At 42.2% G+C, this 14,565-nt stretch carries 2 protein-coding genes; both read left to right on the top strand.

What is annotated here, in order from left to right; all coding sequences use genetic code 11:
- The first annotated feature begins 448 nt into the window (after window positions 1–448).
- Entirely contained in the window at window positions 449–13,552 is a 13,104-nt protein-coding gene (locus tag IDJ76_RS07570; protein ID WP_191162342.1) for an NHL domain-containing protein, read from the top strand.
- Window positions 13,549–14,247, top strand: coding sequence for a hypothetical protein (locus tag IDJ76_RS07565; RefSeq protein ID WP_191162340.1), 699 nt, complete (start codon window positions 13,549–13,551; stop codon window positions 14,245–14,247). The genes IDJ76_RS07570 and IDJ76_RS07565 overlap by 4 nt, the downstream gene beginning before the upstream one ends.
- Window positions 14,248–14,565: the final 318 nt, after the last annotated feature.

The raw sequence follows: 14,565 nt of genomic DNA, 5'->3' as shown, positions 1-14,565 counted from the left end.
TACCGTTTAAAATAAAGGGTGCCGACTAATTTTAAATCACCAGAAATATTTGATTTAACCTGCTAATCGCTTTAAATCTTTGATAAATTGGTTCGAGATTATTCCCCTACGGGCTACATTAAACCCTCCAGTAACATTGGAGGGTTTTTTTTTGCCTGATTTTCGGGCAGTTATTATAAATAGTTTTGATGCCGCCAAATATTCTTCGATTTGTCTAAACTTAAAAAGTGCTTTAATGCTTCCCCAATGCCTTTTTTGGAGTCTGATTACCCACGAACTTAATCAAAAAACTATATCTTCTATTTGATTTTTATGACTATGAATAGTTGGCGCACAATCGGTTAAAACCGAATTTCATTTAATTTGATTAATTGCTGTAAATAAATGTCATTTAAGGTTTTTTGTTTATATTGGTGCTACTTTCGCCTAAATTATCAAAACCTTATACATGATTAAACTTTTACTCAGTTTTTTTTCTTTAATAGTAATTAACACCTTCGTACAGGCGCAGGCTCCAAATATTAGCTACTCAACGCCGCAACCCTTCACCTATGGTATCGGAATACCACTATTGTCGCCGACTAATACTGGTGGTACTGTTCCGGGGAATGAATATGGTATTTCTACGTTAGTTGCAGGCGGCCGGTATGGTAATGACAATGGCGCGGGGGCTTCTGCCAGTTTCAATAATCCCTTCGGCATCGCAGTAGACAAATATGGGAACATATTTGTTGCCGACCAGGGCAATAATGTTATTCGGAAAATAACTCCAGGGGGTGTAGTATCTACATTTGCCGGTAGTGGTATTAATGGGTATACAGATGGCGAAGGGGTTAATGCAAGTTTTAGCGGGCCAATGGGGCTTGCTTTTGATGCGGAAGGGAACCTTTTTGTTGCAGACCGATATAATAACAGTATCAGGAAAATTACGCCCAACGGCATGGTAAGTAAATTTGCCGGTGGGGGTGATAATGGCAGAAAAGATGGCTTTGGCACCAACGCGTCTTTCGCATACCCCTGCGGTATTGCAATAGATGCCTCAGGAAATATTTTTGTTGCTGATCAGGTAAACAGTTTGATTCGCAAAATAACTCCAGCGGGTTTGGTTTCTACCTTTGCAGGTGTGGGTGACTGGGGGCGAAAAGATGGTACAGCAGAAACGGCCAGCTTTTATTATCCAACCGGTCTTACATTTGACCCCAGCGGTAATCTATATGTTGCTGATAACCTCAATAGCCTTGTTCGGAAAATTACGCCAGATGGAATAGTTAGTACGTATGCAGGTTCTTCAACAACTAATTACCTGGGTACTTCAACATCTGGCTATGCAGACGGATTGACTACCGACGCCTTATTTAACCAAACAACGGGCGTAGCATCCGATCCTGTAGGCAATATTTACGTAGCGGATCAACTTAACAATTATATAAGAAAAATTACACCTAATGGTATGGTTTCCACTATGCCATCGGGATCTACTCCCCAGTTATCGAGACCAAGTGCATTAGTGTTTTCAAAAGGAAAGTTATTCATATCAAACCCCGGTAACAACAGTATACTTTCACTCAACCTACAGGGTTATATTATAGATAAGCCACTTCCGGATGGTTTAATATTTACTGCCTCATCCGGTGCTATCGATGGTACGCCTAACGCATTGTTATCCCCTACAGATTATAGAGTTACGGCCATTAACGAAGCGGGTTTTTCCACTACTACAGTAAACTTAAGTGTAGTTGTTACCGTTTTACCACCCGTAATTTCTTCGTTTTCTCCTGCAGCATCAATTGCCGGTAATACAATTAGTGTAATCGGAACAAATTTTCTTGGTGCAACATCAGTAAATATAGGCGGGAAAGCTGCGCCAAACTTTACAGTTTTGTCTGATACACAAATCGCGATACAGATCCCTAATGGAGCGATAGATGGTGGTATAAGTGTTTCCAACCCATATGGTACGGCCACTTTAAGTGGCTTTAGTATTGTTAAACCACCTGGCATTAGTTATAGCAGCCCTAAAGTTTTCACTGCAGGTGAGGCCGCAACGCCTCTTAACGTTGTTCATAATGGCGGGGAGGTACCTGTAACACTTTATGGCAAAACAATAATCTTTGCCGGAAACGGTGTTGGTGGATATAAAAACGGTTTAGGTACGGCAGCATCCTTTGCCAACCCACACGCAATTATTAGCGATGGCTTTGGGAATTTTTATGTGTCGGATTATATAAACAACGTTATCAGAAAAATTACAGCAGACGGAATGGTAACAACGTATGCTGGTATACCCGATTACTATAGCGCCGAAATAGTTAATGGACCCGCAACCACGGCTAAATTTAGTAGCCCCCTGGGGCTTGCCATGGATGCAGCAAAAAATTTATATGTAGCTGATAACAGTAACTATGCTATAAGAAAGATTGATTTTACCGGGAAGGTAACAACTTTTGCAAAGCTTAATTTTGCTCCATATGATATTGCTGTTGATAACATCGGTAACGTTTTTGTATCAGATAGATATAAAAATGTTATAAGAAAGATATCCCCCGGAGGGATTACTAAAGTTTTTGCAGGGAGTGGTACACGGGGTAACACAGACGGCACCGGGACGGACGCTACCTTTAATGAACCTTCTGGCATTACTATTGACAACGCTGGGAATTTATATGTTGCAGAGCCAATTAACAGGCTTGTAAGAAAAATAACGTCGGCGGGTGTTGTAACTACACTGGCACAATTTACTGCAGAAGAAGCCCCAAACCTTAGTTTAATTACATCAGATAAAACAGGGAATGTAATCGCAGCAAACCAAAGTTACCCTACGGCTTGGATAATCACCCCTAATGGAGTAAAAAGCAAACTACTCTTTGAAAATTTGTTAGCGATTGCGATAACTGCTGACAACTATGGCGATTTATATATATCGGATTTAACAAGTAACAGTATTTATAAAAAATCTTTAACAGGTTATGCGATAACGCCTGAATTACCCAAAGGCTTAAACTTTGATAATAAAGGTACAATAAGTGGTACGCCTGAGGTTTTAAGTGCACAAACCGATTACAGTATCACGGCTACAAATATTGCAGGCAGTAGTACCACTGTGTTAAATTTAGGTACTCAATTACCGGCATTACCACCTACTATTGACGCTAATACGGCAACAGAAACGGCGTTTGGAAAAAAAATCGTTATTAAAGGAACAAATTTTTTGGGTGTTACTTCGGTTAAAATAGGTAATACAGCGCTAAGCTTCAGCATACTTTCGCCAACCACTATTGCCGCTCTTTCGTCGGCATCCACCGCCGGCGATTTAACCGTTACCAATCCATTTGGTACGGCCACGTTAAAAGGATTGGTTATAGTACAGCCCCCCTCAATTAGTTATGCAACCCCGCAAACGTTTATTGTTGGCGAACAAATTACTGACCTGGTTCCGGTAAATAACGGAAGCGCTATACCGAAAACACCTTTTGGGCTAACTACTACATTAGCAGGTAATAAAAATGTTTCTGGAAGTACTGATGGTGTTAATAACGCGGCATCATTTGCAGCTTTAAGAAACGGAACAATTGATGTTTTGGGCAATATATACGTTTCAGACAATAGTTCTATCCGCAAGATTACGTCGGCAGGGGTTGTTACCACCTTTGCCGGGAGTTCGAATATCGGTTCGCGGGACGGGCCGGCTGCAACTGCAACCTTTAATTATCTGATTGGATTAGCTACAGACCTTGCCGGCAATATATTTGTTGCAGATTATTATAATAACAAGATCCGTAAAATCACGCCCGATGGTGTTGTTAGCACCTATGCAAATCTTGGTAACGGGCAAAATTCTCCCGTTATCTATCCAACCGGCGTGGCCGTCGATTCGCACGGCGTTGTTTTCTTCAGCAGCCAAAATATAATTAAAAAAATCTCTGCAGAGGGAGTAGTAACTACATTTGCAGGCGGCACTTATGGCTCGGCAGATGGTACCGGCACCAGCGCAAGTTTTAACTATACCGCCGGGATGGCATTTGATGCGGTCGACAATTTATACGTTGCTGATCAAAATAATAACAAGATCAGAAAAATTACCCCAGATGGTGTGGTTACAACTTTTGCAGGGTCTGGTACGGCAGACAAGTTTGACGGGCTTGGTGTAAGCGCAGCTTTTCGATCGCCTGCCAGTGTTAGTGTTGATGGTTTTGGAAATGTATTCGTAGCTGATCAGGGCAATAACCTTATAAGAATGATCTCGCCCGGGGGTAATGTTAAAACGCTTGCAGGTGGCTATGACAGATCTGCAGATGGCGTTGGTAATTACGCAGGGTTTAACGGGCCAAGTGGTATCGTTGCTGATAACTCGGGCAATGTAATTGTTATGGACAGCGATAATAGGCTAATCCGTAAAGTATCTGCAACCGGTTATTGGACGTCATTAAATGTTGGATTGGCTTTTGATAGTGGAACAGGTGTTATAAGCGGGACAGCCTATGACCTTCATGACAGGCAAGATTACGTTGTAAAGGGCTACAACGCATTTGGTAGTAGCGAAACACAAATATCTGTCGAGGTCAAAATCCCCACGTCACCACCAATAGTAAGCTCTATTAACCCAACAACGGCTGGTGCTAACCAGGTTATAAACATCAGCGGGAAATATTTTACAGCCGCTTCTGCCGTAGAAATTGGTGGTTTGCCAGCTAAAGAGTTTAAGGTGACTTCGCCAACAACCATATCAGCAATAGTTAGCGCCGGCGCAACCGGTAGCGAAGTCAAGATTACCAATAATTATGGCATAGGTTTATTTTCTGGGTTTTCGTTTATTCCGCCACCAGCACTTGCATACAACGGTGCTAAAACCTATATAACCGGGATAGCAATTACCCCGTTAACTTTAACAAAAAATGGGGGCGATATACCGAATAACCTATTTGCGCAAACTACAACGCTGGCGAGTAATGTTGCCGGTACAAATAATTATGGTAGCCCGGGTGGTGTTGTGAAAGATGCTGCAGGAAATGTTTTTTTGGCTGACAGCTATAACAACCTGATAAAGAAAATAAATGCATCGGGCGTGGTTACAACCTTCGCAGGCAACGGTGTGTATGCAACTACTGACGGCACCGGTACAGCCGCCAGCTTTAGCGGTCCGCTTGCTCTTACAATTGATAATAATGATAATATTTATGTAGCAGAAGGCAATAGCTACATTAGAAAAATAACGCCTGCCGGCGTAGTGACGGTCTATGCTTACATTGGTGTTAATTTTAACATAAAAGGTATAGCTGTCGATGCGTCCGGCAATATTTACATTGCAGATTCAGAAAATTATAGAATATTAAAGTTAACGCCGCAGAAAAACGTATTCACAATAGCTGGCGACGGAGTTTTTGGACATACAGATGGCCCATCATATAAAGCCCGGTTTGCGCAAATGTCAGGCATTGCTGTTGATGGATTAGGCAATATCTATGTAACGGAAGCTTCAAACCGCATCAGGAAAATGGGGTTAGATAGCGTTGTTACAACGTTTGCCGGCACAGGTGATTTAGGGAAAGCGAACGGAGCGGGAAACACGGCAACCTTTAATAATCCAACGGGAATTACCGTTGATGCAAATGGAAATGTATATGTAGCTGATTATGGGAACAGGCTTATTCGCAAAATAACCCCGTTAGGTGTCGTAAGTACCTTAGCCGGTACAGGTTTAGGTGCAATAACAGATGCTATTGGTACTGCGGCAAGTTTTAAAACACCGTATGGTATTGTTGCAGACAAAGAGGGGAGCCTGCTTGTATCAGAAGAGAATAGCGGCATTATAAGAAAAATTGCCATCACTGGCTACAGTTTAAATAAAGCGTTGCCCGATGGGTTGACTTTACAGCCTAATGGCACAATTTCTGGTACGCCTCTTAGTTTATCACCAGCTACTGAATATGTTGTTACAGGGTATAGTTATAACGGTACAAGCACAGCTACAGTTAACATAAGCGTAAACCTGTCCGAACTTGGCCCAGTAATAACCTCATTTGCGCCCACTACAGCAAAATCAGGAACAACAGTTATAATTACCGGTACAAACTTTATAGGTACATCATCAGTTAAAATTGGCAGTCTTGCTACAGATAACTTTAGGGTTTTATCACCTACAGCTATCGCGGTTGTGGTTGGTTCAGATAATCTTTCCGGCGATATTAGCGTTACCACACCGTACGGAACCTCAAAGACAACTGGTTTATCAATCACTCAAAAGCCACTATTTAGTTACCCTGATGATCTTACTTTTAATAATGGTTCCGCAATAACACCTGTTGTGCCTGTAACCACCGGCAGTGCTATCCCGGCATATAATTACCAGGAAGTAAGTACGTTGGCGGCAACTCAAGTTTCTGATTCATACTACAGTGCGTTAAGCGGGCTAACAAAAGATGTTAATGGCAATATTTACGTTGTAAATTCTAATAGTCATAAAATCATAAAGATAAATGAGTTATTAGTTTCTAGCTTACTTGCTGGAAATGGCAGCTATGGATCGGCAGACGGTCAGGGTAGTTCGGCTTCTTTTAATAGCCCGTCAGATATTGCTACCGATATTCAAGGCAATATGTATGTTGTTGATGCCGGTAATAATGTGATCAGAAAAATTACACCTGGCGGCTTGGTAAGCACCTTTGCCGGCAATGGTGTTGCAGCAACATTAGACGGTGTGGGGCTGGCGTCGGCATTTAATCACCCCAAAAGTATCACGATTGACTTTGCAGGCAACATTTATGTGTCGGAGACAATTAATATTATCAGAAAAATAACACCGGGCGGGGTGGTTACAACCCTTGCGGGCCAACCTTTTGTTTATGGCAATGATAACGGCCCGGGTAGTTTTGCAAGCTTTACAGTTTTAAATGGCCTGACTACTGACCACGCAGGAAATATATTTGTTGCAGATGGTAATATGATAAGAAAGATAACGCCGGCTGGCGTAGTTTCAACTTATGCGGGTACGGTAGCACAGGGTCATGCTGATGGCAACGCTCTTACAGCAAGTTTTACAAGCCCAAGCCATTTAGCTATTGATGCCGATGATAATATTTATATAACCGAAGCATTTAAGATCCGGAAAGTTACTAAAGAAGGAATGGTATCTACAGTAGCCGGCTCTGCCGATTTAGGCTCAGTAAACGGGGTGGGCACCAAGGCTTCATTTGGCTTTGCCGGGGGTATAACTTTAGACAAAGAAGGCAATCTGCTGGTAACTGATGGTTCGGCTATCCGGAAAATTGTTGTTACAGGCTATTCAATTAATAAACCATTGCCTGATGGCCTGAATTTTAATAGCGCTACCGGTACAATATCCGGTTTGCCACTTAAAACAATATCATCAACGCCATTGGTTTATAATGTAACAGGGCGAAATGAAACAGGATCATACACCACACAACTAAGTTTTAAAATAAATGCTCCACAAGCACCTGTTATAAGTTACAGCAGTTCCCAAACTTTTACAGCTGGTACAAAAATAACGCCGTTGGTACCGGCAAGTACAGGTGGCGGTATCCCTGCATTGGGTTATGGCCAAACAACAACTTTTGCCGGAAATGGAAGTTATGCTCTCAAAGACGGCCTGGGAACAGCCGCATCTTTTGCTTCTCCGGCAGGGCTTACTATTGATAAAGAAGGTAGCTTGGTAGTAACCCAACAGGGCGACCCTGCTATCCGGAAGGTAAAACCTGATGGGACGGTTACGACAATTGCCGGAACTGGTGATTTCAATTACCAGGACGGCCCCGCTGCATCTGCTACCTTTAATGAGCCTATTTCGTCAGTTATCGATTCGAAGGGAAACATTTTCATAGCAGAAGCCGGAAGTGACTTGATCAGAAAAATAACTAACGGGGTAGTTTCTACGTTTGCAGGGGGAACAAATACACCAGGATTTACTAACGGCACGGGTACAGCTGCAAGATTTAATGCTCCGTTTGGAATTACTGTAGATGCCGCAGATAATTTATATGTTACAGACAGAGAAAATCACGTAATACGCAAGATAACATCGGATGGTGTAGTAAGCACATTTGCAGGTACAGGGCAACCCGGTTTTGTAAATGGGACCGGCACCGCTGCCAGTTTTAACCACCCCGATTTACTGATGACCGGAAAGGACGGGAATATTTATGTTGCAGATACCCGTAACCATGCTATCAGAAAAATTACACTTAGCGGCGTTGTCACTACTGTTACGGGTACAGGGGTAGCCGGGTTTGAAAATGGGACAAAGGCAGTAGCAACTTTCCATTCCCCAACCGATATCACACAGGATGCAGCGGGTAATTTTTACGTAGTTGATTTCGACAATAGCGCTATCAGAAAAATTGATATAAATGGCATAGTAACTACGCTGGCCGGTAACGGCAAAGCACTAACCGTTGACGGGGCTGGTATTTCAGCAGGCCTTAATACCCCTATAGCTATTGCTTATTCAGAAGCCGAATCTGTTTTGTATGTATCTGAGCGTACAACGAATAAGATACGAAAGATAGAACTTTATGGATACAGTATTGATAAGGCATTACCGGAAGGTTTGTACTTTGATGCCAAAACAGGCATTATTTCCGGTATACCAACAAAGTCGTCAGCCGAAACTACTTATACGGTCACCGCTAATAATGCCGGCGGCTTTTCATCATCGTCATTTAAAATTAAGATAGATGGGGTTGCACCTCCTCAGATATCTTATGCTGCCGATACGCGTTTTGTTGTAAATGCCTTGGCATCGCCTTTAATACTTGCTAACAATGGTGGTGCAGTACCAAAAGTCGGATATGGCAATAGTACTTTATTTGCAGGAGCAGCAGGCTTACCCGGTTCACTTGATGGTGATAAAAATGACAGTCAAACTTCAACAAGATTTAATGGCCCTCAAGGCATGGTATTTGACAAGGCAGGCAACCTGTATGTTGCAGACCAGTTAAATAATAAGATCCGCAAGATCTCTCCGGAAGGTATAGTAAGCACCTTTGCAGGCAGTGGTGTAGCAGGGCCAACTAACGGCAAAAGCACCGAGGCAAATTTTAATTCGCCAACCTCAATTGCAATTGACGGCACCGGGTACCTTTATGTTGCCGACAGGAACAACAGCGCCATCAGGGTAATCTCGCCTAAGGGCGAGGTGACTACCTATAATGGTATTTACATGGCACCTAACACACCAAATAACGCAAGGCCGTATCTTGGCCTACCATATGGTTTGGCTCTTGACGAAACTGTTAACCATTGCCTATATATTTCTGACCAGGCCAGTAATGTGATCAGAAAAATTGATATTAATGGCATTATATCAATTTTTGCCGGCAATGGGAATAACGGAAATGCAGATGGAGTTGCTGCAAATGCAAGTTTTAGTAACCCAACGGGTTTGGCAATAGATGCGGCGGGTAATTTATATGTAGCAGAAAGCTCAAATAACAAGATCAGAAAGATAACGCCGGGCGGTATTGTAAGTACTTACGCTGGTACAGGTGTTATTGGTGCAAAAAACGGCTCATCGGCCGAAGCTACTTTTAATCAGCCCTCCGGATTAACGGTAGATGGCTTAGGTAACTTATATGTAGCAGACCAAGGTAATAACCTTGTACGAAAAATCACTCCGGATGGTAAAGTAACTACTTTATTAGAAAGCTCTTTTATTGAAGAATCAAATAGCACATCCGTAATTACCCGGATTAAGCAACCGGCAGGTTTAACCATAGATGCTACAGGAATGTTATATGTGGCTGAATACGGCACTCATATTATCCGGACTGTAAATACACAAGGGTACAGCATTGATAAGCCTTTACCGCAGGGATTGGTATTTGACAATACAACCGGCGCGATAACAGGGGTACCCACCTCTGTAAGCGCCGGTACTGACTATGTTGTAACAGCTTATAACTATGTAGGAAGCAATAGTGCCAAGCTAAAAATTTCGGTAGACGATGGCTCAGCTCCAAGCATTAGCTATAACAGTCCCCAAAAACTCTATTTGAATAGCGCAATGAATCCACTTTTACCGGTAAATAGTGGTGGTGCAATCCCCGACGCTACTTACAAATCTGTATCTACATTAGCTGGTAATGGATTGTCTGGTGCGTCCGACGGTATTGGCGCGATGGCAACTTTTGACTCACCTATAGGTATAGTAAGCGACAAAAAAGGAAATGTTTACGTGGCGGATTCTAATAATGGCCGTATTCGAAAAGTAACAATTGATGGTACCGTAACTACATTAGCAGGTAGCGTTTTAGGATTTGCTGATGGTACCGCATTAAGTGCCAAATTTACGCCTTCAGGAATTGCGTTAGATGCAGCAGGTAATTTATATGTTGCAGATAAAGGTAACAACAGGATAAGAAAGATCACTCCTGCGGGATTAGTAACAACATTAGTTGGTAATGGTAACCCCTCATCACTGGATGGCTTTGGTATAACGGCTGGTTTACGATACCCGTCATCGGTTACTATAGATGCCGCAGGTAATTTGTTTGTAGTTGAGGCCGAGACCCTTAAAATAAGAAAAGTAACACCAGATGGCCGGGTAACAACGATAGTAAACTCCGGATTGCAAAATAGTAGTTACACATCTGGCAGTGTTTTCGAAACAATAGGGATCGTAACAGACAAGAGCGGGAATATTTACGTTACAAACCAGCGCGAAATAAAAAAGATTACTGCAGCCGGTATTATTTCAACATTTGCGGGCAGTAGCACATTAGGGCATGGCGATGGCTTGGGTACGGCGGCAACTTTTTATGCTCCATCTGGATTGGCGATCGATGCGGACGATAATATTTTTGTTAGCGACGTAAATTCTATCAGGATGATAACTCCCGACGGAAATGTAAAAACTATTGCCGGGAGCATGGATCTGGGCAAAAAAGATGGCTTAGCCACCGAAGCAAATTTTGCAAACCCATTCGGTTTATGTGTTGACAATGATGGCAATCTTATCATATCAGATACAAATAATGAGCTTATAAGAAAGATATTTAAAACAGGATACACTATCGCCCCCCAGTTACCTGATGGACTGCTAATGGATATTGCCACCGGAGCTATAACCGGCACACCAACAAAGCTCACCGCCGCTGCGGATTATACAGTTACAGGTACAAACGCGACCGGTAAAAGTATTACTAAAGTAAACATTGGAGTGTTTGAGGCTATAGCACCGATCTTAACCCTTAGTACTGTCCCAAAATTAACTTACGGTACTGCCGATGTTGAATTAGCCGCAACAAGCACGAATAAAAATATGCCGGTAACTTACAAAAGCGACAACACCAACATAGCAACAATTGTGAATGGAAAACTGCATGTTTTAGCAGCGGGATCGTTTAATTTAACCGTATCGCAAACTGCCGAGGGGAGTGGTTCACCTGCTTCAGATGTTAAACAGCAAATTGTGATATTGCCAAGAGCTATAACTATCACAGCAACCCCTAAAACTGCAGTATATGGAGATGCGGACCCAATATTGACATACACTATTAGTAATGGAAGCTTGGTCAATGCTGATGTTATAACAGGAGCCCTTGCGCGGGTTGTAGGAAATGCTGTTGGCAGTTATGCTATTAACCAGGAAACGTTAGCCGTCAACCCAAATTATCAGATAACTTACCTGCCGGCTAACCTGACTATTACACCACGTGCTGTTACTGTAACGGCCATTGCTAAAACAAAAACTTATGGTGATTCCGAGCCGGCATTAACTTATACCCTTTCATCTGGTACTTTGAAAGGAAATGACGCATTTACAGGCAACCTTTCAAGGGATGCGGGCGAAAGTGCGGGCAGCTACCCCATTAACAAAGGGTCGTTAGCTATTAACCCAAATTATCAGGTAACCTACGTACCGGCTAACCTGACTATTACTACACGGGCGGTTACCGTAACGGCAGATGCAAAAACGAAGGTTTACGGCGATGCCGATCCTAAGTTAAGTTATACGCTGTCGTCAGGTAATTTGATTGGTGCAGATGTGTTTACAGGTGCATTAACCCGAGCCACGGGCGAAAGTGCAGGCAGCTACAGCATTGCCAAGGGGACGTTAGCCGTCAATGCCAATTATCAGATAGATTATATATTGGCTAACCTGACCATAACACCAAGGGCAATTAGTGTAACGGCCGTTGCAAAAACAAAGGTTTACGGCGACACTGAGCCGGTATTGAGTTATAAAATTACAGAGGGTGCTTTAGTGGCCCCTGATAATTTCACAGGTAGTGTAACCAGGGCTCCGGGCGAAAACGTGGCTGCCTATGTTATTGAAAAAGGTACATTAAGCATAAATAGTAATTACATTTTAAATTATATAGCAGATAAGTTTACTATCACAACCCAAAAGCTTATTGTTACAGCCAATGATCAAACCCGTATCTATGGAGCTGCTAATAAACCATTGGCACTCGCTTACAGCGGCTTTGTAAACGGCGAAGATTCAAACAGTCTGACAACGTCGCCAACCCTTAGTACTGTGGCTACCGCAAAATCTGCAGCAGGCGTTTACGATATAATAGTAAATGGTGCCGTGGCAAAAAATTACACATTTGTTTATATCAACGGAAAGCTTAAAGTTGACAAAGCCGCGTTAACTATTACTGCTAATGATGCATACAGGGTATATGGACGAGAAAATCCGGTATTTACAACAGTCTACGCTGGTTTTGTAAATGGGGATAATATCGCCGCGCTATCCGTACCCGCCACCGTAACCACTACAGCAAACACGGTTACTAATGCAGGTGTTTACGAGTTAATACCGGCCGGCGCGGTTTCAGAGAACTATAACTTTGGCTATGTTAAAGGTAAACTTACTATTACTGTACCAGTAACCAATATAAAGATAGCCGCTGTAAGTGCAACCTGCAAAAGTCAAAGTGATGGATCCATAAACATTACAGCTGCGCAAAATATGAGTTATACAGCCACATTAGCTGGCAAAGCATATCCTTTTACAGATAAATTAACGATTGGAGGTTTGGCAGCGGGTTCCTATACTGCTTGCGTCACTGCCGCCGGCCTGCCGGATTATACTCAATGTTTTACTGTGGTAATAAGTGAGCCTGCAGACTTGTCTGTTTACTCCGTTGTAAATAAGCAGGTAAATACGTTAAGTTTAAAATTAGGCGGAAGCGAAACTTATACTATAATTTTGAACGGGAAAACCTACCAAACTAAAAATAGTTCTATTACCCTTCCGTTAAATGGCCGGATCAATAGGCTAATTGTTACCGGCGATAAGTTATGCCAGGGTTTGATTGAGCGGGACATCACGGGGGCCGATAATATGGTCCCTTATCCTAATCCGTTCCAGGATGTTGTATATGTTAATTTGGGTGAAACTGTTCAGTCGGCTTGTGTAGTAAAAATCGTAAATATGACGGATGGAAAAGTAAAGCTGCTGCAAAAATTTACTAATCAAAGTGGCATTATTCAGTTAGATGTAAGCAAACTTAACCTTGGTGTTTATGCTTTGCAGCTTACATTGGATAACAATAAAGAAGTGGTTTATAAGATCATTAAAAAATGAGAAAAATATTATACGTTTTAGTTTTTATAACTACACTGTTATCAGCGTGTACCGGGGGTGGAGAACCTACCCCCACGCCAAACCCTCTTCCAGAAAAGGCGGTGCTTTCCTTCCCGGAGCAGAACTCCTTGTGTACACAAGGTAAAGTATTATCGGCCACGCAAAGTTCATTGATTTTTAAATGGAATAGCGCTGCCAATACGGATAGTTATGAATTTAACTTAAAAAATCTGCTTACAGGAGTAATAGCTACAAGCACTGTAACCGCAAGCCAATTAGAAGTTAATTTGTTAGTAACTACTCCATACTCCTGGTGGGTTGTTTCTAAATCAACAAAGTCAACTATTGGTACGCAGAGCGATACGTGGAAATTTTACAATTCAGGACCCGGCATATTGTCGTACGCACCCTATCCTGCCGAAATCACTTATCCATCTATGATGCAAAATGTAGAAGCTGCCGACGGGTCAGTAACATTAAACTGGCTTGCCAGTGATGTTGACAACGACATAATAAGCTACGATGTTTATTTGGGCACTTTCGTAACACCTGGCTTATATAAAAGCGCTATAACCACTACAAATTTAACCGGCGTAGCGGTTTTGTCTGGCAATGTTTATTACTGGAAGGTTATAACTAAGGATAGTAAAGGTAACACTTCAGATTCTGGCCTGTTTCAATTTAAAGTGAATTGATACGCCGATTCAATTTGCAACGTTTTAATCTAAATCTGTTTGGATCAAGAACTGCCTCATTAATGATTTGTATTTGCTCACAAGCTTTTTTAATTGAGCGTGATTAATTTCAAAAAAAAGGCCTTTGGTATTTCTACAAAGTCCCCAAAAAGGTAGACATTGTTTGGGGGCACCAACGATATGGAGGACCTCCAAAATATCCTCATCATCGTCAATCACGAGTATTCTTTTAGATGTAGGGTTTTTTATAACACCGTGTCAAAGTCCGTTCCATTTTTGTTTTTAAGCAGCTGGTTTTGCCTATGAAATAGACTCTGA

The organism is Mucilaginibacter glaciei (assembly GCF_014773245.1).
Classification (GTDB): domain Bacteria; phylum Bacteroidota; class Bacteroidia; order Sphingobacteriales; family Sphingobacteriaceae; genus Mucilaginibacter; species Mucilaginibacter glaciei.
This window is presented reverse-complemented; position numbering and strand designations above follow the sequence as displayed.